This window comes from Shinella sp. WSJ-2 (assembly GCF_003432075.1).
Classification (GTDB): domain Bacteria; phylum Pseudomonadota; class Alphaproteobacteria; order Rhizobiales; family Rhizobiaceae; genus Shinella.
The window spans coordinates 81685-103915 of record NZ_QWBU01000006.1; the positions used below are offsets into that span (position 1 = coordinate 81685).

The window sequence follows — 22231 nt, forward strand, 5'->3', positions numbered from 1 at the left end:
CTTAGAGGTTTGCCGGTGCGACGAACTGATAATAGGCCCAGACAAGGGCAATCACGACGACAACGGCGAGCCAGGCCAGTCCCTTTTTCGGTCCCGGCGCGACAGGCTTCTTTTCCTGCTTCGGTTTGCGGGGTTCGAATTTCACAACATTGTTGTCGTTCAAGGCGTCCTCCGTCGCGCTTCGATTCGGCAAGAGACTTAGCGGTGGTGCGGGGCCGACTGCAAGCGTTCGGCCGCCGAAAAGATCATTCAACCCGGATTGCCGAGCGCCTTGATCCGCTCGAAATGACCACGGCCCAGATGGCCGGTGCCATCCCGGATATCAGCGGCGATTGCAGCCTTGAGCGCTTCGCCATCGCGCCTGACGATGGCGGCGAGGGCTTCGGCGTGGCGGTCGACCTGGTAGGTCTGCGAAAGGGTCTCGCCCGCGCGCCGCATGAAGGGGGCAAGCCGCAGCCAGAGGGATTCGATGAGCGGCAGCATGATGGTACCCGGCCGCGCCTCGTAAAGACAGCGGTGGAAGTCGAAATTCGCCTCCACCAGCCGCTTGAAGTTACCGACCGCAAGGGCTTGGTCCGCCTGCTGATCGAAGGCCTTGAGACGCGCCAGCCTGATCTCGTCGATGAAGGGCATGGCGCGTTCGGCTGCGCGGGTCTCCAGCGCGATGCGAGCCTCCAGAACCTCCTCGAAGCGCTGAGGATCGAGATCCGGCACGCGCACACGGCGATTGTCGAGAAGTTCGAGCGCGCCGTCGGCGACGAGACGGTGCAGCGCCTCTCGCACGGGCATCGCGCTGACGCCGAGCGCATCGGCGAGGCCGTTTATCGTCACCGGCTCGCCCGGCTCGAACTGCCCCGTCATGATGTTTCGCCGCAATACGCGGTAGACCCATTGTTTGGCGGATTCGGACGCTTCCCTCCCGGCTGCGACCAGCATGCTGTTATCCTCCCGTCTGTCGGACCCGGCCATGCCGGTTATCGTCTCTGGGCTGAATTCTCTGAGCTTTGCACGCAGAACTGATAATCTCGCAAAGCTCAAATTCACCCTTTACAGATTTGATCAAATTATGGTTTGTTGTGATCATAAGCAAGACAAGCCTATCACATAAGAGCCGTGATCAGCGGCCGGACAGAGGACAGCCGGCGGTTTGGGCAGAGGACGCTCGGGGCACGCCGGTTCACAAACGGGGAACCGATGACTGACACCCGAACGACCGCAGCCCATGGCGGCGCCATAGGCCTGCACGGCATTAAAAAATGGTTCGGCAATTTCCAGGCTGTCGACAATGTGTCGCTGGATATCCGCTCGAACGAATTCTTCACCCTTCTCGGCCCCTCGGGCTGCGGCAAGACCACGCTTCTTCGCATGATTGCCGGCTTCGAGCTGCCGACCGAGGGGCAAGTCCTTCTCGACGGCGTGGATATTTCCCGCCTCCTGCCCAACCAGCGGCCCGTCAATACCGTCTTCCAGAACTACGCGCTGTTTCCGCATCTGACGGTGGCCGAAAACATCGGTTTCGGCCTCAAGATGCTCGGAAAGTCGAAGTCGGAAATCGACAGCGTCGTCAAGGACATGCTGAAGCTCGTTCATCTCGATGGACGCGGCAACAATCCCGTTACGCAGCTTTCCGGCGGCCAGCAGCAGCGCGTGGCGCTTGCGCGTGCGCTCGCGCCGCGGCCGAAGGTGCTTCTGCTTGACGAGCCGCTTTCGGCACTCGATCTGAAGCTGCGCAAATCCATGCAGATGGAATTGAAGCGTCTCCAGCTCGAAACCGGCATCACCTTCGTCTTCGTCACGCACGACCAGGAAGAAGCGTTGACGATGTCCGACCGCATCGCGGTCATGTCGACGGGTACAGTCCGCCAAGTCGGCTCGCCCTGGGATATCTATGATCGCCCTGCAGAGCGCTTCGTCGCCGACTTCATCGGCGAGACCAATTTCCTGGAGGTGGACGTGCTTTCGGTATCCGGCAACAAGGCGCGGGTGCGGCTGTCGTCCGGTTCGGAAATTCCAGCGACATTCCCGGGTGACGTGACGCCCAGCGGCAAGGTCACGATCGTCGTCCGTCCAGAACATGCGCGCGTTACGGCGCCCGCCGCTGGTTCTGTCCTGCGGGGTACCGTGCACGACATCGTCTATCTGGGTACGGATACGCATCTCCATATTCGTCTCGACGACGGAAGCGGCTTCATGGTGCGGCAGCAGAATGCCCGCAGCGGCGATTGCGGCTTCTCCAAGGGCGACTCGGTTGGTATCGACTTCAGCGACGACGTCGCTCAAATTCTGAGGGACTGACAATGAGCGGCGCACAAGAGGCCGCTCTCGCGGCTCAAAAACAGGATATTCGCTCACGCTGGCTTCTCAGCGCTCCGGCCCTGCTGATCATTTTCGTAGCGGCGATAGGCCCGCTTTTCGTCATGCTGTTTTACTCCTTCATGGTGAAGGGCGACTATGGCGATGTGAAATTTGGAGAATTTTCGCTTGAGGGCTGGACCTCCGTCTTTTTCGAACGCGATATTTTCGATGATACGCTGGGGCTTGCCGATGCGCACCTCTCCATCATCTGGCGTTCGATCCAGCTTTCGTTCTTCACCACGATCCTGACGGTCATTCTTGGTTTTCCCACCGCCTATTTCATCGCGACGCGCCCACCGCACACGCGTGAGATCTGGGTATTTCTTGTCACGATCCCCTTCTGGACGAACCTTCTGATCCGGACCTTCGCGATGCAGCAGGTCATCCGAAACGAGGGCCTTTTGAATACGGCGCTGCTCTGGCTCGGCGTGATCAAAAGCCCTCTGCAGATCATCTATACGGATACAGCCAACCTGCTCGGCATGACCTATGTCTATCTGCCGTTGATGGTCCTGCCGCTCTATGCATCGATCGAGAAACTAGATTTCCGATTGGTGGAGGCCGGTTATGATCTCTACGCGACACGTTTTCAGGTTCTGCGGCGGATCGTGATCCCGCTCGTGAAGCCGGGCATCATCGCAGGATCGATCCTGGTGTTCATTCCCTCGCTCGGTGCCTATGTCATTCCCCGCGTTCTGGGCGGCGGCAAGAACATGATGCTGGGCAATCTCATCGAGATGCAGTTCGGCTCGGGCCGCAACTGGCCTTTGGGAGCGGCAATGTCGATCACGCTCATGATCCTGGTGACGGCGGCGCTGATCATCTATGTTCGCAATGCCTCGCGTGGAGGGAACGGCCATGTTTAGCAGGCGCTACGATCTCCGTTCTCAGCCGGGTTTCGGCTTCATCACGCTTTTCACGTTCTTTGCCCTCTATCTGCCGATCGCGGCGCTGGTCATCTATTCGTTCAATGACGCGGAATCGCTTTCCCAGTGGGGCGGCTTCTCATCACGCTGGTTCGTGGCCGCCTGGAACAACACGGCGGTACAGGATGCTGCCATCCGTTCTCTGGTCATCGCGCTGTGGGCAGCCCTTCTCGCAACGACGGCTGCGATGATGGCGGCGCTTGCCACGACGCGAACACAACCCTATCGCGGATTGACGTTCAAGTATGCGCTGATCAACCAGCCACTCATGGTGCCGGAGATCGTCACGGCCGTGGCGCTGCTGATCGTATTTTCGCGCATCAAGGTCTGGACCGGCTATTCCGGCCTCGGCTACCTGATCGTTGCGCATACCGCGTTCTGCATCCCCTTTGCATACCTGCCGATCCGTGCCCGACTGGAAAGCATGGACTTGACGCTGGAGCGCGCGGCGGCCGATCTTTATGCCACCCCCTGGATGACCTTCCGGCATGTGACGCTTCCGATGTTGCGTCCGGCGATCATTGCGGGTTTCATGCTGGCGTTCGTGATCTCGCTGGATGACGTGGTCATCACGGAGTTCGTCAAGTCCGGTGGGCAGGATACGCTGCCGACCTATATGCTTGGTCAGCTCAGACGTGAAACAACACCCGAAATCAACGCTATCGCGACGGTTTTCCTGGCCTTGTCGACGGCCCTCGTCGTGGTCTTCTTCTTCATCAACAAACGAAAACAGTAGTCAGAGAGGAACAGCAATGACAACGAAGTTAATCACCACCACGGCCTTGGCTGCAATCGCGACGCTCGCAGTTGCGAGTGCCGCGTCCGCCGCGGGCGAGCTCAACATCTACAATTGGGGCGACTACACGAACCCCGAACTCATCAAAAAGTTCGAGAAGCAGTTCGACGTAAAGGTTACGGTGACAGACTACGACTCCAACGATACGGCGCTTGCCAAGGTCCGCGCCGGCGGCCATGGCTTCGACGTTGTCGTTCCCTCGGCAAACTATGTTCCGATCTGGATCAAGGAAGGCCTTATCGAGGAAGCGCGTCCGGATCAGATGGAGAACTTCAAGAACGTCGATCCGCGTTGGGTGGATGTTCCCTGGGACAAGGGCCGTCACTACACTGTTCCGTGGCAGTGGGGTCTGACGGGCATCGGGGTGAACAGCAAGGTTTATGGTGGTGATATCAACACCTCCGCAATCTTCCTCGATCCGCCGCCTGAACTGGCCGGCAAGATCAACGTCGCGCCGGAAATGAATGACGTGCTGTTCGCGACGATCAAATATTTCGGCGGCGAATGGTGCACGATGGACAAGGAAGTCCTTCGCAAGGTTCGCGACAAGCTTGTCGAAGCGAAATCCAAGTGGCTCGCCATGGATTACAGCGTTACCGAAAAGCTGCCTGCTGGTGATTATTCCGCCGTGTACTACTGGAACGGCGCCATCATGCGTTCGCGTTTGAAGAATGCGGATATCAAGTTCGGCTATCCGAAAGAAGGCTTCCCCTTCTTCATGGACAGCGTGGCTCTTCTGAAGGATGCGAAGAACCCGGAAAACGCCAAGCTGTTCATGAACTTCATCATGGATCCGGAAAACGCTGCCATGATTTCGGCTTTCGCCAAATATTCCAACGGCATCAAGGGATCTGAGAAGTTCCTGCCGGCGGAGATGCAGACGGCACCGGAACTGGTCGTGCCGGCTGAGTTCGAGGCCGCCGGCTCGTTCCTTGAAAGCTGCGAGCCGGAAACGCAGCAGCTCTACACCAAGATCTGGACCGAACTGCAGAAGTAAGCGGTTTCGCCGCACAAAGAGGACAGTCCAAGCGGGAAGGCCTTGCGCCTTCCCGCGCCTTGGCTGGATTTTTCATGATCAAGACCTTTCAGGACAGACACGGCTTTAACCGCGCCGATGTCACGCTTGCCAATTGGCGCACCTCCCCCTACAGCCGCTGGACCTTCCAGAACGTTCGCGATTTCGTTCCGACGGCGGTGATTGCCGCCGAGGCCGTTGTCGCGGAGCGGCCGCTTGCCAGCGACACGTTCCTGGACGAGCCCATGGAAACCGGCCTTGCCGGCACCGATACCGCCCGCGCCTTTCTGGAATTCGCCCACACGGATGCCTTCGTGATGATGCGCAAGGGCGAGATGGTTGCGGAGTATTATGCCGCACATGCCAATCCCGATGCGCCGCACCTCATCTTTTCCATTTCCAAATCGCTGACGGCCGTCGTTTCCGGCATTCTGGAGGCGGATGGCATTCTGGAGCCTGATCGCCCGGTGACCGATTATCTGCCGGAGGCCAAGGGCAGCGTTTATGGCGACTGCACCTATCGCGACGTGCTCGACATGCGTGTCAGCCTCGATTTCGAAGAAGCCTATCTCGATCCCTATGGCGCCTTCGCGCGTTATCGCCGCTCGATGCTCTGGAACCCGCCGATGCCCGGCGCTGAACCGGAAAACCTTGCGGCCTTCTTGCTGACCTTGCAGAAAGCTGAGCGTCCGCATGGCGGCCCCTTCTACTACGCCTCGCCGAACGCCGATCTACTCGGCGTGATCATCGAACGCGCAACTGGCGCTCGCTTCGCCGACCTTACCTCCGATTTGCTCTGGAAGCCGATGGGTGCCAAGGGGCTTGCAGATATCACGGTCGACGCTATCGGCACGCCGCGCACGGCCGGCGGCGTCTCCATGACGGCACGCGATCTGGCGCGTCTCGGCGAACTCCTGCGCAATGACGGCGCGCGCGACGGCAGGCAGATCGTCCCGGTCGCCTGGATTCGCGATATGCAGGAAAACGGCGACCGGGAGGCCTGGCAGCAGGGCCGTAATGTCGATCTGCCGAACGGCCGTTACCGCAGCCAGTGGTACCAGTCCGGCGAGGCCGACCACGCCTTTTGTGCTATCGGCATCCACGGCCAATGGCTCTATGTCGATCCAAGCACGGAAACGGTGATCGTCAAATTCTCCTCCCACCCGGAGCCGCTGGGCGACGAGGAAAACCAGGACATCTTTACCTTCTTCAGGGCGCTCTGCCGCCGGGCAATCTAGAGCATTTCCAGCCGACACGAGATCGTTTCGGCGTTGGACAATGCGGCACAAAAACTCGGATCATTTCCGGTGCGCCGGAGGTGGTCCGAAAAATATCGAGGGAACACACCATGCAGACCGAGGCAAGCTTTATCATCCGCAACGCGCGGGTGCTGACCATGGACGATGCCAATCCGCGTGCGAGCGCCGTCGCCGTTGCCGGTAACCGCATTTTGGCCGTCGGTTCCGAAGCACAGATCGAGGCCTTTTCCGGTCCCGATACGCATGTGATCGATGCCAGGGGCGGGACGGTCCTGCCGGGTTTCAACGAGGCGCATATGCACATTTTCGGCGGTTCGGCCGAACTGCGCGAACTGTCGCTTTACGGCTTGAAGGGTTTTGATGCGCTGGACAGGGCGCTGAAGGCCTATGCCGCCGAATATCCGGAGCGTCAGCTGCTGATCGCCCAGCATGCCGACTACACGATCCTCTCCGACGACGAGCGCGTGACGCGTCATCACCTCGACCGCATCCTGCCGGATCGTGCCGTGCTGATCTTCGCGCCCGATCATCACACCGCTTGGGCAAACACGCTTGCTTTGAAGATGGGCGGCATTCTGGAAGGCCGAGATGTCGGCGTCGGCAACGAGATCGTCATGGGCGAGGATGGCCTGGCCAATGGCGAACTGCGTGAAAGCAACGCTATCAGGCCGGTCTCCGCGCTCAGCGAAACGGGTGGCCGCGAGATGCTCGGCGTGGGAACGGGCGGCGATCCAGAGCATGTGACGCCGGAGGAGCGCGCCAGCGATATCGAAATCCTCAAGGAGGGGCTCGCCTATGTCGCATCGCTCGGTATCACCTCGTTGCAGAACATGGACGGCAGTCTCTACCAGCTGGAAATGCTCGACGAGATCGAAAAGACCGTCGGGCTGCCGGTGCGCGTGCGCATGCCCTTCCACATGAAGAACTTCATGCCGCTCTCCGACCTGGAGACCAAGGCCGCGGCCTGGCGCGAGCGCTTCAACTCGGATCGTCTGCGCTCTAATTTCGTCAAGCTGTTCATGGATGGCGTCACGGAATCCGGCACTGCCGTTTTTGTCGACGACTATTCCCACCAACCGGGCCTGAAGGGCGATCCGCTCTTCTCGCAGGAGCATTTCAACGATGTCGCCATCGCCTCCGACAAGCTCGGCCTGCCGGTCGCCGTGCATGCCATCGGCGACGGTGCGGTGCGCATGGTGCTGAACGGCTACGAGGCCGCCATCAAGGCCAACGGCAAGCGCGATAGCCGCAATCGCATCGAGCATATCGAAGTGGTACATCCCGACGATATCAAGCGTTTCAAGGAACTTGGCACCGTCGCTTCCATGCAGCCGACGCATCCGCCGGGCAGCGCCGGCCTGCCGCTGGAGCCCTATCTCTCCTATATCGGTGAAGACCGCTGGCCCTATGCCTTCGCCTGGCGCACGCTGGTCGATGCCGGCGCGCCGATCGTGTTCGCCACGGACTGGCCGGTCTCGCCGCTCGACCCGATGAACTGCATCCAGTGCGCCATGTCGCGCGAGGTCTGGAAAGAGGGCATGAAGGACGAGCGCCTGTCGCTGCACGAGACGCTCGCCGCCTATACGAAGAACGGCGCGTGGGTCGAATTCATGGAAGACCGCAAGGGCGTGCTGAAGCCGGGCTATCTCGCCGATATCGTTGTGCTGGACGGCGATGTCGAGGCGACGGACTTCAACAAGCTCGCTACGGTTCGTCCGGTGACAACCATTTGCGACGGCCGGATAACCTATCAGGCGTAATTCCGAAATCGGCCTATCGTCCAGGGCCGATTTGTGCGATAGGCCGGGCAGTCAACTGTCCGGCCTTTCCATGTATATCGCCGAAATCCTTGCTCTGTCCGCAGCGGTCTGCATCGCGATGAGCGGCATGCTCGTCAGCGAATTGCAAGGCCGCCTGCCGCTCTTCGATCTCGCCCGCTTACAGATGGTTGCAGCTTTCCTCATGACCGCCGCCGTGTCGCTCGTCCTCGGCGGCTGGCGCACGGTGGAATTCTGGCAGTTCGGTTATCTCGCCGTCTCCAGTCTGTTCGGCATCATCATCGCAAGCACCACCTATTTCGCGACGATCTATACGGCCGGCCCGCGCACCACGGCCCTGCTCTTCTCGCTCGCCTCGCCCTTCGCCGTTGTGCTGGGTTATGTCTTCCTCGGCGAAACCCTGTCGGGCCGGCAAGGCATCGGCATTGCCTGTGTACTGGCGGGCATCCTGCTGGCCATCGGTGCCCGTTCGTCCTCGAAGGCCATAGGCGGTCAGAACAAGACGCCTTGGCTCGGTATCGTGCTGGGCGTGGTCACCGCTTTTGGCCAAGCGCTCGGCAGTCTTGCAGCCCGGCCGGCAATGGCGGGTGGTGTTGAACCCTTTACCGCAATGGCGGTACGGTCGGGTCTCGCGGCGCTTTTCTTCGTGATTCTGATGGCTGTGCCGCATCCGGTCTTGAAGCCGGCGCCCAGCATAACCACGCGATCGGTGGGTTTTGCCGTCGGCTCCGCCTTCTTCGGCGTCGGCCTCGGCATGTCGCTTTTGATGGCGGCATTGGCACATGGCAATGTCGGGGTCGTTTCGACATTGTCCTCGATGACGCCGATCGTCATCCTGCCGATGGTCTGGGCAAGGACCGGCATTGCGCCGCCGGCACCCGCCTGGATCGGCGCCGCGCTTGCTGTGATCGGAACGGGACTGATCAGCCTTTAGGTGGGCCGGCCGAGATCGACGAGATAGGTGTTTTCCGCGCGCGACCTGGCATAGTCCTCGGGGCGCACTTCCGCAAAGAGCAGCGTCTCACCTTCCGTCGGCGCTTCGGCGAGCAGCTTGCCGTCGGGTGCTGCGATGCGCGACAGGCCGGCATAGGTAAAGTTGTCGTCGGCGCCGCAATGGTTGATATAGGCAACGAAAACCTGGTTCTCGAAGGCGCGGACCTGGATCATGTGGTTGGCGATGAAGGTGCCGGAAGAGCCCTTCGGCAGCGCCGTCGGCACGACGACGAGATCGGCCCCGGCCAGCGCCAGCCGGCGGACATTTTCCGGAAACTCGACATCGTAGCAGATCAGCATGCCGAGCCTGATGCCGCCGAGTTCCACCAGGACGGAATTCGGCATGCCGGGCTTGAAGGCATTGCGTTCATAATCGCCATAGAGATGGGATTTGCGATAGACGGCATTGGTGCCGAGGCCATCGGTGAAAAGCGCGCTGTTGTAGATTAGCGTGCCCTCTTGTTCGGCAAAGCCGGCGACGATGGCGATCCGGTTCTCCCGCGCGATAGTGCTGAGGCGCTCCGCCGCCGTGCCCTTAGCCGTCGAGGCGAGTTTCTCGAAAGCCGCCTGCCCTGCCCCATAGCCGGTCACGGCCAGTTCGGGCACGACCAGCAGCTTGGCGCCGCCCGCTGCCGCATCGGCGGCGGCAGACGCGATGCGTTCCATATTCGCTTCGCCGTCGCCGGCAATCGCATGCATTTGAAGGGCGGCGATCCGCATGGTTTCAGTCCTTTGACGACATGGCGCCGAGCAGTTTCGGCAGATCGCCGAAGCGTGCAACGAGGCCGAAGATGGTGGCCGCTATTGCCACGAACAGAATCGTGACCGAAGCCATGGTCGGCGTATAGCCGTACCGCAGCGCGTTGAAGATCTTGATCGGCAGCGTCTCCATCGTGAATCCTATCGTCATATAGGCGACGATATATTCGTTGAGTGACAGCACGAAAGCGAAGGCGTAACCCGAGACGAGATAGGGCAAGATCAACGGCAGGACAACCGTGCGGAAGACCGTGCGGTCGTCTGCGCCCATGGTCGCGGCGGCCTCCACCAGCGAGCGGTCGATGGAGGAGAAGCCGAGCGACAAAGTCACCAGCGGCAGCGTCACGAAGAAGATGGCGTGGCTGATGACGGCGGTGGCTGGCTGGCCGTAGAAGCCTGTCGCGGCCCAGAAGGTGAGCAGGCCGAGCGCGGTGATGACCGGTGGCAGCGTGAAGGGCGCGATGCCGAGCAGCTGGAAGATATTGGCCCAGGGCGCATGGCGCCGCCAGAGGAACCAGGCGAGCGGCAGCGCGATGAGAAGCGCCACGGCGGCGGAAAGCGCGGCCAACGTGACCGAGGCGAAAAGCGCGTTGCGCCATTCGACATTGGCGAAGATTTCGCCGTACCAACCAAGCGAAAAGCCCTTGGGCGGGAAGGCAAGGTCCTGCTTCTCATTGACCGAGACACCGGCGACCACAATGATCGGCAGGGCCAGGAAGAGGCCGATCAGGCCGAAATAGACGCGCTGCAGAAACACGGTCATGCGGCTTCTCCCTTACGTCCGGCATAGACGGTGAGCCCCACGAGACCGAGCGTGACGAGCACGAGGAACACGGCCATGGCGGCGGCGAACGGCATGTTCGACTGGTAGATCGCCTGGTCGGTGATCAGGACCGAGAGCGTCCAGTGCTGCGGCCGGCCGAGGATCTGCGGCAGCAGATAGCAGCCGAGCGCGAAGATGAAGACCATGATCAGCGTGGCGACGATGGTGTTCCTGAGCGCCGGCACGACGACGGTGAAGAAGGATTTAATCGGCGACGCACCAAGCGTGCGCGCGGCTTCCGTCAGCGTCGGATCGAGCCGCACGAGGGCGGGATAGAGCACAAGCACGGTATAGGGCAGCGCCTGATAGGTCATGGCCGTCAGCACCGCGCCGAAACTCGGGTTCAACGCCACCGGTTGATCCAGGATGCCGATCATCACGAGAAGATTGGTAATGCCGGCGGTGCGCGAGAAAAGCGTCGACCAGGCAAAACCGATGATGACCTCCGACAAAGACAGGATCGACAGGAGCGCGACCAGCCAGAGGACCTGCGTCCTGCGCTTGGCGCGCGACAGCAGATAGGTGAAGGGCACGGCCAGCACGACGCAGCAGATCGCGACGGTAACCGCGAGGAACAGCGAGAAGCCGAGCACCTTGCCGAAGAACAGGCTGAGGAACCGCTCGTAATTCTCGAAGACGAAGTCCGGCGTATAGAAGCCGGACGGATTGCGCTTGAAGAAGGAGACCGCGATCATCGTCGCGAAGGGGACGACAAAGAAAGTGATCAGCATGCCCGCGGGGAAGACGAGCGGGCCGTAGTCCGTGAGTTTTTGCGGGGCTTCGCGTCTCATGACTTCAGCACCACGCAGTCACTAGGGTTGAGCTGGACGCCGACCGACTGGCCGACCGACACGTCAGGCCGGGCATTCGGCATGGAGACGGCGACGATCTGCTTGCCGCCGGCCTCCACGAAGGTCTCGATCGTGCCGCCGAGGTCGCGCACGAAGGTGACGGTGCCGGTGACCGGTGCATTACCCGGCGCGGTGAGGTGTACGTCTTCCGGGCGCACGGAAATGATACCGGATTTCAGGCCCGCAGGAACTGCAAGGCTAGGGATCGATGCCCCAAGCACGCTGGCGCCGGTGCCGTCGGCCTTGAAATCGATGAGGTTCGTCATGCCGATGAAGTCGGCGACGAAGGTATCGGCTGGGCGACGATAGATTTCCACCGGCGCTGCCGCCTGGCGGATTTCGCCGCCATTCATAACGACGACGGTGTCCGCCATGGTCATGGCTTCGCGCTGGTCGTGGGTGACGACGATGGTGGTGATGCCGAGGCGCTGCTGGAGCTGGCGCAGCTCGACCTGCATGGCCTCGCGCAGTTTGGCGTCGAGTGCCGAAAGCGGTTCGTCGAGCAGGAAGAGTTTCGGCGAGATGGCAAGCGCACGGGCGATCGCCACGCGCTGGCGCTGGCCACCCGAGAGTTTTGAGACGGGCCGGTCTGCGTAGCCTGCCAGGTGGATCATCGCGAGAAGCTCGTCAACGCGCTTTTTCTGCTCCTCCTTGCCGACGCCGCGGATGCGCAGCGAATAGGCGATGTTCTCGCCGACCGTCAGATGCGGAAAGAGTGCCAGCGACTGGAAAACCATGCCGAGGTCGCGCTTGTGGGTGGGGACATTCGTGATGTCCTTGCCGTCGAGCTTGATCGCGCCGCTGGTCGGCAGGTCGAGGCCGGCGACCATGCGCATGAGCGTGGTCTTGCCACAGCCGGAGGGACCGAGAAGGCAGACGAAGGTGCCATGCGGTACGGTCAGTTCAACATTCTTCACGGCCGTGAACGTGCCGAATTGCTTGACGATATTCTGGAGGGTCAATCCGGACATTGGGGCTCCGCTCGGCGCTGACGGTTCTGGAACCGGCCGGCTATCGCAGCCGGCCGGTCGTTTTCAGGAGAAGGCAGGGATCAGCCTGCGATCATTTCGGTCCACTTCTGGTTCAGCCAGTCGGCCTTGGTGGTGTAGAGGTCGTAGCGCGGGATGATCGGATCGATATCCGAGGACACTGCGGCGAACTCTTCGGCCGTGAGGTCGAGCAGGTCACGCTTGACGGTCGGCGCGGTGCCGACCTTGCGCGACAGCAGCGCCTGGATTTTCGGCTGGCTCATGTAGTTGATGAAGGTGTGGGCTTCCTCGACCTTGCTCGAGGCGCGCGACAGCGCCCAGCAGCCGCTGTCCATGATGCCGCCTTCCTTCGGGAACGTGGAGCGGACCGGCTGGCCATCCTTGGCGGCGAGGCCGGTCACATCGTGATAATACTGGCCCATCGGGATTTCGCCCGACTTCAGCGATTGCTCGAACTGGGCTTCGTCACGATACCACAGGCGCACGTTCGGCTTCACTTCGGCGAGCTTCTCAAAGGCCTTGAGAAGGCCTTCCTCGGTATCGAGCGCGTTCGTGCCGCCGAAATGGGTTTTTGCCGTCACCTCAAGCAGGAACGAGTTCGAGACAAGCGCGAGCAGGCCGAGCTTGTCGGCATTTGCCGGATCCCATAGAGCCGACCACGATGTCGGGGCTTCCTTAAAGACATCCGTGTTGGTGACGAGTGTGATGTACCAGGCGACGGCACCGATGCCGGCGACGCGACCATCCGGATACTTGTTGACGAAGTGGTCGATGAGGTTCGAGCCGTTCGGGATCTTTGCCAGGTCGAGCGGTGCCCAGAGTTCGGTCGACTGGCCCTTCAGCATGGCGACCTGAGACATCATGGAGACGTCGGCCGGTGCCTGGCCGGCCTTGGCGGCCTGCTCGAGTTGAACGAGCCATGCCTCGCCCGTCGGCTCGGCGACGGATTCAACGGCAATGCCGGTTTCCTTGGTGAAATCAGCAAAGATGTTCTTGTCGAAGGAATCCTTGAAGTAGCCGCCGTAGACGCCGACCTTCAGCGATTTGTCCTGCGCGCGCAGCACGGCCGGCATAGCAAGCAGCGAAGCGCCGGCAACACCCGCGCCCAGCACCGCGCGACGGCTGACATTGGTCTTGAGGATATCACGCATCGTGGTCTTTCTCCTGTTAGACCGACCGGTTCATCCGGCCGGAGCGTTCCCGTTGTTGTTATTCTACGTCAGGCCGTCCGCGACACGGAAGGGCTGAAAACCATAAGGCTCAGAATTTCGAATAGAACCTGCGCGCCGGCATGCGCGCTGTTCGTCGTGGCGTCGTATTGCGGGGCGACTTCCACCACGTCACCGCCGACGAGGTTGATGCCCTTGAGGCCTCGGATCAGCTCAAGTACCTCGCGCGTGGTGAGACCGCCGATCTCCGGTGTACCGGTTCCGGGCGCGAAGCTCGGGTCGAGACTGTCGATATCGAAGGAGAGATAGGTCGGGCCGTCGCCGACGATGGCTTTCGCCTTTTCGATAATGGCGGGAATGCCGAGACCGGTGACCTCTTCCGCATGGATGACGGTCATTCCGGATTCATACGAGAATTCCCACAGATATTCGGAGGAGCCGCGGATGCCGATCTGAATGGTGCGGGTCGGGTCGAGCACGCCGTCGAGCACTGCGTTGCGGAACGGGCCACCGTGATGGAACTTCGTCTGGTCGAACATGCCGCCGGTGTCGCAATGGGCGTCGATATGGATCATGCCGACCGGTTGCTTCTTGCCGACAGCCTTCATGATCGGATGGGTGATCGAATGGTCGCCGCCGACGGCAAGCGGTATTACCCCGGCATCGACGATCTGGTTGAAGCGCTTCTCGATGTCGTCATGGCTGAGTTCGAGGCGGTAACGGCTCTGGAAGGGTACGTCGCCGATGTCCGCCACGCGCAATTCCTGCACCGGAGCGCAGTCGAGAACGTGGTTATAGGGCCCGATGCGCTCGATGGTGCGCATGGCGCGGGGCCCGAAACGGGATCCGGGGCGGTTGGTGACGCCGAGATCCATCGGCACGCCGGTGATGGCAACCTGCAGGTTGCCGAAATCGGGCTCGATGGCATCGACTTGCATATAGGGCGCGGAGAGGAAGGTCGGAACGCCGGCATAGGGCGCCAGACGGGTACCGTTCTTTGTGAAGATCTTATCGGCAACCTTGCGGAAGGCGGGATCGAACATCTCCCCACCATGGCTTGCGCCGTATTTCGCCTTGAGTTCGTCCAGCTTGCTGCCGCTCATCGTGTCCACCTCATCGCAAATGAAAAATGCGGGCAGGCCGGGGGCAGGATCAAAAGCGTTTCAACGTGTTCCCCCGGGGTCTTTGCCCTCGTTCCGCGTAGTATCGTAATAAAACGGCTGGAAAAGCAATTGACATTGTTATAGCGATTGGCGTGAGAAAAATTCACATATCCGGTTCTCCGCCCCATGACCGCGCGCCTTCCGCCGCTCAATCCGCTCCGCGCCTTCGAGGCGACCGCCCGTCGCGGCGCCGTGTCGGCCGCCGCACGCGAGCTGAACGTGACGCATGGCGCCGTCAGCCATCAGATCAAGGCGCTCGAGGAATCGCTCGGCACGGCGCTTTTCGAACGCGGCGGCAAACGGCTGAAGCTCACGCCGCAGGGCGCGCTGCTCCTGCCCGCCGTCACCAATGCCTTCGGCGAGATAGCGGCTGCGACCGCCCTGATGAAACAGCCGGAAACGAGCGGCGATCTGACCATTACCTGTGTGCCGGCCCTACTCTCCTTCTGGCTCATTCCACGCCTCAACACCTTCACCGACCAGTTTCCTGGTGTGCGCGTGACGCTGATCGCGTCGAACGATCCGGAGAACCTGCGTTCGCTCGATACGGATGTCAGCGTGCTCTATGGCGATGGAAACTGGCCGGATTATTGGACGCGGCTCTGGTCGCGGCTGGAACTCTTTCCGGTCGCCAGTCCCACCTTGCTGAACAGCCGGCCCCTGCGGTCGCTGCGCGATCTTTCCGACCATACGATCTTTCATGGTGACGACGGTCGCGAATGGAGCACCTGGCTTTCGGCGGCAGACGCGACCGATATCGTGCGCGGTCGGCAGCATTTCATGAGCGATGCCCGCCTTTCCACCGAGGCCGCCCTGCATGGCCAGGGCATTGCCCTTGGTGATACGATCACCGCCGGCCATCTGATCGCGCGCGGCGAACTGGTCGTGCCGTTCGATCTCACCGTGCCGGCCGCCGATGCCTTCTATGTCGCCTGCCGACCATCCGTGCGGCAAGCGCCGATCGTAAAGGTTTTCATCGACTGGCTGTTTGCATCGCTCGAAGAAAGCCTCCCCGAGCCGCAGACCTCCGCACGCATGTTGTTGCGCGGTCGCGGTACGCGCGCTGCCGAACCCTTTCGCCCAATCCCGGCACCGGTCAAACGCCGGACCGCGTCCACCCCCCAGCGCAAGACCCGCGCCTGATATTCACGGAACTGACTATGCCCCGCTTCAATCCGCTCGTCGAAACCCTCGCCGCCCCGCCTATCCCTCATGTCTTCGCCTGGGGCGATGCCTATGACGGCCGTAACGGTCCGATGATCGATTTGTCGCAGGCCGTGCCCGGTTATCCGCCGCATCCCGACATGCTGCGCCTGCTCGGCGAATATGCCGCCTCGCGCGCTTACACCGGCTACGGTCCGATCGAGGGCGAGGAGAGCCTGCGCAAGGCCTATGCGGCGCACCTTTCCGAAGCGTATGCTTTGCCGCTTGCTGCCGGCAATGTCCATGTCACGGCTGGCTGCAACCAAGCCTTCATTTGCGCCGCCATGGCCATTGCAGGCGCGGGCGATGCCGTGTTGATGACGGATCCTTACTACTTCAACCAGGAAACCACGCTTGCGATGCTCGGCGTCAAGACGCGCTTTGCCGGCTGCGATTCCGCAAACGGTTTCCTGCCCGATGTCGTGACGATTGCCGCGGCGATTACGCCGGATGTGCGGGCGCTAGCCCTTGTTTCGCCGAACAACCCGACCGGCGCTGTTTATCCGCCGGCTTTGCTCGCCGAAATCTATGATCTCTGCGTTGCGTGCGGCATCTGGCTGATCCTCGACGAGACCTATCGTGATTTCCTGCCGGTCGGTGCCGGTCGTCCGCATGATTTGTTCGGCCGCGCCGGCTGGGAGAACACGCTGATCAGCCTCTACAGCTTCTCGAAATCCTTCTGCATTCCCGGTCATCGCCTCGGCGCCATCACCGCCGGTGCCGACGTGGTTGAGCAGGTGGCGAAGATCATGGACAATCTGCAGATCTGCCCGCCGCGGTCCGCGCAGGCGGCGGTTGCTACCGCACTGCCGTTACTGGCCGACTGGCGCGAGGGTAACCGGCTGGAGATCGCCCGCCGCGTCGAGGCGTTGTTGTCGACCATGGCCGGCGCTCCAGCCTGGAAGGTGGGGGCAGTCGGCGCCTATTTCGCTTTCATCGGCCATCCCTTCGCGGGTGTTCCGTCCGCCCGCGTCGCGGAAAAGCTTGCCAAGGAGGCCGGGATTCTCTGTCTGCCTGGAAGCTATTTCGGCGCCGGCCAGGAAGGGTATCTGCGCTTCGCCTTCGCCAATGCCGATAGCCAGACGATCGCCTTGCTGAGGGACCGCCTAAATCGATTCGCAATCGACTGAACATAAAAATTCGCCGCCGGTTGAGGTACTGCGCCCTGAAATAAACTCAGGGCGTATTATTGAGCGTGAAAAAGCGCAAAATCATTCCTCGCCTCTTGATTGCGTGTAGAAAATTTCTACAATCACGCATGCCGCGTCTTGCGCCATTCTTGCTGACACCTATGGTCGTGCTCAGGCCGCACGCCGGAATTCCTCCGGCACCGGGGAAAGGTGGCCAACGCATGGAAAAGATAAGCGAAACTTATGATACTTGTCCATCGGAGGCGCTTAATGTCTCCGCGATCTCTCAAAGCGTGGCGCATCAGCTCCGCCGGGCCCACGGTCAGTTCATACAGCGCTTCCTGCACTATTTCTCCGTGGTGAACCTGCGTCCCACGGAATACAGCGTACTGGCGATGATCGCCGAAAATCCTGGTCGGAAACAATCTGAAATCGCTGCTGTTCTTGGTATCCAGCGGGCGAACTTCGTGTCGCTGATGAACGATCTCGAGGAACGCTGTCTGACGGAACGGCGGAATGTGCCCAATGACCGCCGTTCCCACGCGCTATATCTGACCCCATCAGGGGAAAGCCTGCTGAACGAAGCGCGGCGGGCCGAGGCCGATTTCGAGGCGGACTGCCTGGAGCGATTGGGTGGAATGCGGGCCCGCGACCAATTCCTGGCGCTGCTTGCTCGTCTTTTCGGCTGAACGCATTGTCTGGGCAGGGCTTGACCTTGCCATGGGGGAAGGCTTCAGCATGCCGGGGCAAATCAGGAGACTGCCCATGAGCGACACCCTTTCTTTCATCGTTTCCGACATGACCTGCGGCCACTGCGCCAAGACCATCACAAACGCCGTGCTCGCTGTCTATCCGGCTGCGAAGGTCGATATCGACCTCTCGACGAAGCGCGTTGCGATCGCAAATGCCGGCGACCGCCGCGCCATCATCTCTGTTATCGAGGCCGAGGGCTATTCGCCAGTCTAAGCCAACTGAACGGCAAAAGGTGCTTGACCTTGACATGATGGGAAGGTGCACGATCTATCCAGAATGAAGCCGTCTTCTACGCTCCATGCCGGATCGAAGGAGAGCTTCCCGATGAAGGTGCATCATGCTTACCCTGGTACCGTCAGCAGAGCAGCAAACAATCAAGCTTTTCGTCTCCGACATGACCTGTGCGTCCTGTGTGCGCCGGGTCGAAAAAGCCATCGAGAAGGTGCCGGGCGTCTCCCGCGCTGCCGTCAATCTGGCGACGGAGAAGGCCGACGTGACCTTTGCCGGCACCGCCGACGCTGCCGCCGTTGCAGCGGCGGTGCGAAAGGCCGGTTACGGCGTCGCCGAGGACGTGCTCGAATTTCCCGTAGAGGGCATGACCTGCGCCTCCTGCATCAATCGGGTGGAGAAAGCGCTGAAGGCTATTCCGGGCGTTATAGACGCGACCGCAAACCTTGCGCAGGAGCGCGCCAGGGTGCGTTTCTTCAAGGGGGCAGTCTCTTTCGAGGACATCGCCGCTGCCATCGAGCGGACCGGCTATAAGGCTATTTCCGGTGCGACCGCCATACTAGCCGAAGAAGACCGCAGGGCGGCCGACGCCGGAATCCTGCGGCGCGATCTCGTGATTGCCGCGCTCCTGACGGCGCCGCTTTTCGTTATGGAGATGGGCGCGCATGCCTTCCCCGCCTTCGGCCATTTCATCCATGAAACCTTGGGCATGCAGACGAGCCGCGTCATTCAATTCGTTCTGGCGACACTGGTGCTGGCCGGGCCGGGCCAGCGCTTTTTCCGCAAGGGTGTTCCCAGCCTGCTACGCCTTGCACCGGATATGAATTCGCTCGTCGTGATCGGAACGCTCGCCGCCTGGAGCTTTTCCACCGTCGCCACATTCACGCCGGCCCTGCTGCCGGGTGGCGCGGCGAATGTCTATTTCGAGGCAGCGTCCGTCATCGTCACGCTGATTCTTGCTGGCCGCTATCTGGAAGCGCGCGCCAAAGGTCGCACCGGCGAGGCAATCCGCCATCTGGCCGGGCTCCGGGCCAAATCCGCCCGTGTGCTGCGGGATGGCAAGGCTGAGGACGTGCCGCTGGAAAGCGTTGTGCCCGGCGACATCGTTCTCGTGCGGCCCGGTGAGAGGGTGCCCGTCGACGGCGAGGTGACGGAGGGTAGTTCCTATATCGACGAATCCATGATCTCGGGCGAACCGATGCCTGTTGCACGCAAACCGGGCGATAGCGTTACCGGCGGCACCGTCAACACGACGGGTTCCCTCACCTTCCGCGCCACCCGCGTCGGCGCCGATACAGTCCTCTCGCAGATCATTCGCATGGTCGAGGATGCGCAGGCGGCGAAATTGCCGATCCAGGCGCTGGTCGATCGCGTCACACAATGGTTCGTGCCCGCTGTCATGGCCGTCGCGCTCCTGACCTTTGGCATTTGGGTGACTTTGGGGCCGAGCCCGGCTCTGGCCCATGCATTGGTCAATGCGGTGGCCGTGCTCATTATCGCCTGCCCCTGCGCAATGGGGCTGGCGACGCCGACCTCGATCATTACCGGCACCGGCCGCGCCGCCGAACTCGGCGTGCTCTTCCGCCAGGGCACGGCGCTGCAGACACTCGAGGCAACCGACATCGTCGCTGTCGACAAGACCGGCACGCTGACGCTTGGCCATCCGACTCTGACAGAGATTATTCCGGCGGAAGGTTTTTCGCGCGGCGAGGTCCTGGCCCTGGTGGCTGCGGCGGAAGTCCACTCCGAGCATCCGATTGCCGTCGCCATCCACGAAGCCGCGGTTAGGGAGGGTGCGGAGCTTCCCGCTGCCGGCGGTTTCGCGGCGATTTCCGGCCAGGGCATCTCCGCCATCGTAGAGGGCCGAAAGGTGCAAGCCGGCTCCGTGGGCTTCCTGGACTCCCTCGGCCTTGATCCCTCTGTCTTCGCCGCTGATGCCGACCGGCTGGCCGCCCAGGGCGCCTCGCCGCTTTATGCCGCCATCGATGGCAGGCTCGCGGCTCTCTTTGCCGTCACCGATCCGGTCAAGCCGACGACGAAGGAGGCCGTCGCAGCGCTTAAGGCGCTCGGCATCGAGGTCGCGATGATCACGGGCGACAACCGCCGCACTGCCGAGGCCGTGGCTGCAAAGCTGGGGATCAGCAAGGTCATGGCGGAAGTCCTGCCCGACGGCAAGGTCGCTGCCGTGAAGGCGCTTTCGGTCGATGGGGCGAAGAAGGTCGCCTTCGTCGGAGACGGTATCAATGATGCACCGGCGCTGGCAGCTGCCAATACGGGGATCGCCATCGGCACGGGCACGGATGTCGCCTTCGAAAGCGCCGATATCGTACTTATGTCCGGCGACATGCGCGGTGTCGCCATTGGTATTGCCCTGTCGCGGGCGACCATGCGCAACATTCGCCAAAACCTGTTCTGGGCCTTCGGTTACAATGTCGCATTGATCCCGGTCGCGGCGGGCTTTCTCTATCCGGCCTTCGGCATGCAGTTGTCGCCGGCACTGGCGGCAGGTGCCATGGCGCTGTCGAGCGTCTTTGTTGTTTCGAATGCACTGCGCCTCAAGCGCTTCCGGCTGCCGTTCCACAAGGGAGACCTGGCATGAATATTGGCGAAGCGGCAGAGACGACGGGCGTGACGCCCAAGATGATCCGGCACTACGAGCAGATCGGCCTCATTCGAGCAGCCGGCCGCACCGGCTCCGGCTACCGGATCTATGGTCCGAAGGACCTCTCCACCTTGTCTTTCATCCGCCGGTCGCGCGATCTCGGATTTTCCATTGCGCAGATCCGCGACCTGCTGGCCCTCTGGCAGGATCGCGCCCGCGCCTCCGGTGACGTCAAGCGCATCGCCAGCGCCCATATCGATGAAATGAAGGGGAAGATGCGCCTGCTGCAGGAGATGGTGCATACGCTTGAGCACCTCTCCGCCCACTGCCACGGCGACGACCGGCCGGACTGTCCGATCCTGGAGCGGCTTTCGACGGGCAGGACGGAGGATGGCTGCTGCTAAATCAGACGGCGGCCGAAAGGTGCTCGTGGACAGCAAGCCAGCGGCCGGCGGCGTTGCGCGTGAAGACGATCGTTTCCCGCTCGTTGTTCGTCACGGTTTCACCGCCGATGGAGACCTCGGTTTTGACCGCATGGGTGAAGATGGCGACTTCGCCGACGAGCTGGACCTTGCGGTTCGTCGAGCGGCAGGCCAGCACACGAAAACCGTCCCGTTCCTCCCAGAGCGCCCATTCCGCTTGATAGGCCGCGCGGCCTTCGAGCGTGCGGTCGAGATTGTAGAAAAGGAAGGTCGCCTCCGGCGCGAAAGCGTCGAAATAGGCGTCGCGGTCATGCCGGGAGAAGGCACCGACAAGCGCATCGGCGGCGGCGAGGACGGTGGATTCCTGTTCGATCATGAGGTCTCAGACGATCTTGATGGTGCTGATGAGGGCGGCGAGCGGTTCGTGCTGCGCGTTGACGCGGGCCTTCAGGTCTTCGATCGGCATGGCCTCGACCTTGCAGAACTCCATGAACATCAAGTTGAGGTTGTTAAAGAATACCTCGCCGATGGCCTGCGCATCGATGCTGGCATTGACGACGCCGCGAACCTGCAGCGTGCGCACCAGTTGCACGACCTGGGCGCAGAGCTGACCGTCGAGCTCGGTGTAACGGCGGGACAATGGCGTTTCCGGCTGCTGGATGGAGATCGCCATCGCCGTGCGCCACATCTCCTTGGAAAGATAGAACAGCGAGTGGTCGTAATATTGCTCGATCAGCGTGCGCAAAGCCTCGGCAACGTTGAGCGGCGGATTGGCGACGATGCGTGCACCCGCTTCCAGCACTTCCGTCACTTCCATGGCGACGGTCGCAACAAGGATGTCACCCTTGTTCTGGTAATAGTTGTAGAGCGTGCCCACGGAGACTTCCGCCATCTCGGCGATGTCCTCGATGCGAGCACTGTCATAACCCTGCTCGCGGAACAGCGTCGTCGCGGATTCGAGAATTCGGCGGGTCTTGTCCGCCTTCTGTTTTGCGCGCAATCCGGCCATCAGAACCT

23 protein-coding genes are annotated in these 22231 nt (G+C 61.5%); 13 read left to right on the forward strand and 10 right to left on the reverse strand.

The genetic code is table 11. The annotated features are described in order from the left end of the window. Position 1: 1 nt before the first annotated feature. The gene (locus D0Y60_RS24875) at positions 2–163 is read right to left on the reverse strand and encodes a hypothetical protein (protein WP_199564202.1); all 162 of its coding nucleotides are present in this window, start codon (positions 161–163) and stop codon (positions 2–4) included. Positions 164–249: 86 nt separating this feature from the next. Continuing rightward, a complete protein-coding gene (locus tag D0Y60_RS15240) occupies positions 250–936 on the reverse strand; it encodes a GntR family transcriptional regulator (RefSeq protein WP_117370818.1) in 687 nt (228 codons plus the stop codon). Between the two features lie 258 nt (positions 937–1194). Between D0Y60_RS15240 and D0Y60_RS15245 the strand changes: the two genes are divergently transcribed. The 7 genes from D0Y60_RS15245 to D0Y60_RS15275 all read left to right on the forward strand — a co-directional run bounded on the left by D0Y60_RS15245 (position 1195) and on the right by D0Y60_RS15275 (position 9063). After that, positions 1195–2295 (forward strand): ABC transporter ATP-binding protein, encoded by a 1101-nt coding sequence (locus tag D0Y60_RS15245; protein WP_117370819.1) that lies wholly within the window; start codon positions 1195–1197, stop codon positions 2293–2295. A gap of 2 nt (positions 2296–2297) precedes the next feature. Beyond that, positions 2298–3221: an ABC transporter permease gene (locus D0Y60_RS15250; RefSeq protein WP_117370820.1), complete on the forward strand. Its 924-nt coding sequence runs from the start codon at positions 2298–2300 to the stop codon at positions 3219–3221. Beyond that, positions 3214–4017 (forward strand): ABC transporter permease, encoded by an 804-nt coding sequence (locus D0Y60_RS15255; protein ID WP_117370821.1) that lies wholly within the window; start codon positions 3214–3216, stop codon positions 4015–4017. The genes D0Y60_RS15250 and D0Y60_RS15255 overlap by 8 nt, the downstream gene beginning before the upstream one ends. A gap of 16 nt (positions 4018–4033) precedes the next feature. Beyond that, positions 4034–5074 (forward strand): extracellular solute-binding protein, encoded by a 1041-nt coding sequence (locus D0Y60_RS15260; protein WP_117370822.1) that lies wholly within the window; start codon positions 4034–4036, stop codon positions 5072–5074. A 74-nt stretch (positions 5075–5148) separates the two neighbouring features. Then, on the forward strand, positions 5149–6330 hold the full coding sequence (locus tag D0Y60_RS15265) for a serine hydrolase (protein ID WP_117370823.1): 1182 nt from the start codon (positions 5149–5151) through the stop codon (positions 6328–6330). A gap of 110 nt (positions 6331–6440) precedes the next feature. Beyond that, entirely contained in the window at positions 6441–8111 is a 1671-nt protein-coding gene (locus D0Y60_RS15270; protein WP_117370824.1) for an amidohydrolase, read from the forward strand. A 70-nt stretch (positions 8112–8181) separates the two neighbouring features. Beyond that, positions 8182–9063 carry a DMT family transporter gene (locus D0Y60_RS15275; protein WP_117370825.1) on the forward strand — a complete coding sequence of 294 codons (882 nt, stop codon included), beginning with the start codon at positions 8182–8184 and terminating at the stop codon, positions 9061–9063. Here D0Y60_RS15275 and D0Y60_RS15280 read toward each other — a convergent pair. The 6 genes from D0Y60_RS15280 to speB form a co-directional block, all read right to left on the reverse strand. Next, positions 9060–9842: a carbon-nitrogen hydrolase family protein gene (locus tag D0Y60_RS15280; RefSeq protein ID WP_117370826.1), complete on the reverse strand. Its 783-nt coding sequence runs from the start codon at positions 9840–9842 to the stop codon at positions 9060–9062. The genes D0Y60_RS15275 and D0Y60_RS15280 overlap by 4 nt on opposite strands. A 4-nt stretch (positions 9843–9846) precedes the next feature. Continuing rightward, positions 9847–10644: an ABC transporter permease gene (locus tag D0Y60_RS15285; protein ID WP_117370827.1), complete on the reverse strand. Its 798-nt coding sequence runs from the start codon at positions 10642–10644 to the stop codon at positions 9847–9849. Next, the gene (locus D0Y60_RS15290; protein ID WP_117370828.1) at positions 10641–11495 is read right to left on the reverse strand and encodes an ABC transporter permease; all 855 of its coding nucleotides are present in this window, start codon (positions 11493–11495) and stop codon (positions 10641–10643) included. Before D0Y60_RS15290 ends, D0Y60_RS15285 begins: the two co-directional genes overlap by 4 nt. Next, positions 11492–12526 carry an ABC transporter ATP-binding protein gene (locus D0Y60_RS15295; RefSeq protein ID WP_117370829.1) on the reverse strand — a complete coding sequence of 345 codons (1035 nt, stop codon included), beginning with the start codon at positions 12524–12526 and terminating at the stop codon, positions 11492–11494. The genes D0Y60_RS15290 and D0Y60_RS15295 overlap by 4 nt, the downstream gene beginning before the upstream one ends. Positions 12527–12606: 80 nt before the next feature. Continuing rightward, positions 12607–13686 (reverse strand): ABC transporter substrate-binding protein, encoded by a 1080-nt coding sequence (locus D0Y60_RS15300; RefSeq protein WP_117370978.1) that lies wholly within the window; start codon positions 13684–13686, stop codon positions 12607–12609. Between the two features lie 77 nt (positions 13687–13763). Further along, on the reverse strand, positions 13764–14816 hold the full coding sequence (gene speB, locus D0Y60_RS15305; RefSeq protein ID WP_117370830.1) for an agmatinase: 1053 nt from the start codon (positions 14814–14816) through the stop codon (positions 13764–13766). A 186-nt stretch (positions 14817–15002) separates the two neighbouring features. Between speB and D0Y60_RS15310 the strand changes: the two genes are divergently transcribed. From D0Y60_RS15310 to cueR, 6 genes are all read left to right on the forward strand, one after another. Next, a complete protein-coding gene (locus tag D0Y60_RS15310; protein ID WP_117370831.1) occupies positions 15003–16019 on the forward strand; it encodes a LysR substrate-binding domain-containing protein in 1017 nt (338 codons plus the stop codon). 17 nt (positions 16020–16036) lie between these two features. Further along, positions 16037–17209 (forward strand): aminotransferase, encoded by a 1173-nt coding sequence (locus D0Y60_RS15315; protein WP_117370832.1) that lies wholly within the window; start codon positions 16037–16039, stop codon positions 17207–17209. 221 nt (positions 17210–17430) lie between these two features. Then, complete coding sequence (locus tag D0Y60_RS15320) at positions 17431–17898, forward strand: MarR family winged helix-turn-helix transcriptional regulator (protein WP_117370833.1); 468 nt, start codon at positions 17431–17433, stop codon at positions 17896–17898. Positions 17899–17974: 76 nt separating this feature from the next. Beyond that, complete coding sequence (locus D0Y60_RS15325) at positions 17975–18175, forward strand: heavy-metal-associated domain-containing protein (RefSeq protein ID WP_117370834.1); 201 nt, start codon at positions 17975–17977, stop codon at positions 18173–18175. 124 nt (positions 18176–18299) lie between these two features. Next, positions 18300–20789 (forward strand): heavy metal translocating P-type ATPase, encoded by a 2490-nt coding sequence (locus D0Y60_RS15330; protein ID WP_117370835.1) that lies wholly within the window; start codon positions 18300–18302, stop codon positions 20787–20789. Further along, positions 20786–21196 carry a Cu(I)-responsive transcriptional regulator gene (gene cueR, locus D0Y60_RS15335; RefSeq protein WP_117370836.1) on the forward strand — a complete coding sequence of 137 codons (411 nt, stop codon included), beginning with the start codon at positions 20786–20788 and terminating at the stop codon, positions 21194–21196. The genes D0Y60_RS15330 and cueR overlap by 4 nt, the downstream gene beginning before the upstream one ends. 1 nt (position 21197) lies before the next feature. On the opposite strand, the gene D0Y60_RS15340 is transcribed toward cueR, so the two are convergent. Further along, entirely contained in the window at positions 21198–21590 is a 393-nt protein-coding gene (locus tag D0Y60_RS15340) for a nuclear transport factor 2 family protein (RefSeq protein WP_117370837.1), read from the reverse strand. Positions 21591–21596: 6 nt separating this feature from the next. After that, complete coding sequence (locus D0Y60_RS15345) at positions 21597–22223, reverse strand: TetR/AcrR family transcriptional regulator (protein ID WP_117370838.1); 627 nt, start codon at positions 22221–22223, stop codon at positions 21597–21599. Positions 22224–22231: the final 8 nt, after the last annotated feature.

What these genes read in the sequence shown, in the direction of transcription:
- D0Y60_RS15240 (WP_117370818.1), bottom strand. Translation starts at nt 936, where the DNA reads ATGCTGGTCGCAGCCGGGAGGGAAGCGTCCGAATCCGCCAAACAATGG.
- D0Y60_RS15245 (WP_117370819.1), top strand. Translation starts at nt 1,195, where the DNA reads ATGACTGACACCCGAACGACCGCAGCCCATGGCGGCGCCATAGGCCTG.
- D0Y60_RS15250 (WP_117370820.1), top strand. Translation starts at nt 2,298, where the DNA reads ATGAGCGGCGCACAAGAGGCCGCTCTCGCGGCTCAAAAACAGGATATT.
- D0Y60_RS15255 (WP_117370821.1), top strand. Translation starts at nt 3,214, where the DNA reads ATGTTTAGCAGGCGCTACGATCTCCGTTCTCAGCCGGGTTTCGGCTTC.
- D0Y60_RS15260 (WP_117370822.1), top strand. Translation starts at nt 4,034, where the DNA reads ATGACAACGAAGTTAATCACCACCACGGCCTTGGCTGCAATCGCGACG.
- D0Y60_RS15265 (WP_117370823.1), top strand. Translation starts at nt 5,149, where the DNA reads ATGATCAAGACCTTTCAGGACAGACACGGCTTTAACCGCGCCGATGTC.
- D0Y60_RS15270 (WP_117370824.1), top strand. Translation starts at nt 6,441, where the DNA reads ATGCAGACCGAGGCAAGCTTTATCATCCGCAACGCGCGGGTGCTGACC.
- D0Y60_RS15275 (WP_117370825.1), top strand. Translation starts at nt 8,182, where the DNA reads ATGTATATCGCCGAAATCCTTGCTCTGTCCGCAGCGGTCTGCATCGCG.
- D0Y60_RS15280 (WP_117370826.1), bottom strand. Translation starts at nt 9,842, where the DNA reads ATGCGGATCGCCGCCCTTCAAATGCATGCGATTGCCGGCGACGGCGAA.
- D0Y60_RS15285 (WP_117370827.1), bottom strand. Translation starts at nt 10,644, where the DNA reads ATGACCGTGTTTCTGCAGCGCGTCTATTTCGGCCTGATCGGCCTCTTC.
- D0Y60_RS15290 (WP_117370828.1), bottom strand. Translation starts at nt 11,495, where the DNA reads ATGAGACGCGAAGCCCCGCAAAAACTCACGGACTACGGCCCGCTCGTC.
- D0Y60_RS15295 (WP_117370829.1), bottom strand. Translation starts at nt 12,526, where the DNA reads ATGTCCGGATTGACCCTCCAGAATATCGTCAAGCAATTCGGCACGTTC.
- speB (WP_117370830.1), bottom strand. Translation starts at nt 14,816, where the DNA reads ATGAGCGGCAGCAAGCTGGACGAACTCAAGGCGAAATACGGCGCAAGC.
- D0Y60_RS15310 (WP_117370831.1), top strand. Translation starts at nt 15,003, where the DNA reads ATGACCGCGCGCCTTCCGCCGCTCAATCCGCTCCGCGCCTTCGAGGCG.
- D0Y60_RS15315 (WP_117370832.1), top strand. Translation starts at nt 16,037, where the DNA reads ATGCCCCGCTTCAATCCGCTCGTCGAAACCCTCGCCGCCCCGCCTATC.
- D0Y60_RS15320 (WP_117370833.1), top strand. Translation starts at nt 17,431, where the DNA reads ATGGAAAAGATAAGCGAAACTTATGATACTTGTCCATCGGAGGCGCTT.
- D0Y60_RS15325 (WP_117370834.1), top strand. Translation starts at nt 17,975, where the DNA reads ATGAGCGACACCCTTTCTTTCATCGTTTCCGACATGACCTGCGGCCAC.
- D0Y60_RS15330 (WP_117370835.1), top strand. Translation starts at nt 18,300, where the DNA reads ATGCTTACCCTGGTACCGTCAGCAGAGCAGCAAACAATCAAGCTTTTC.
- cueR (WP_117370836.1), top strand. Translation starts at nt 20,786, where the DNA reads ATGAATATTGGCGAAGCGGCAGAGACGACGGGCGTGACGCCCAAGATG.
- D0Y60_RS15340 (WP_117370837.1), bottom strand. Translation starts at nt 21,590, where the DNA reads ATGATCGAACAGGAATCCACCGTCCTCGCCGCCGCCGATGCGCTTGTC.
- D0Y60_RS15345 (WP_117370838.1), bottom strand. Translation starts at nt 22,223, where the DNA reads ATGGCCGGATTGCGCGCAAAACAGAAGGCGGACAAGACCCGCCGAATT.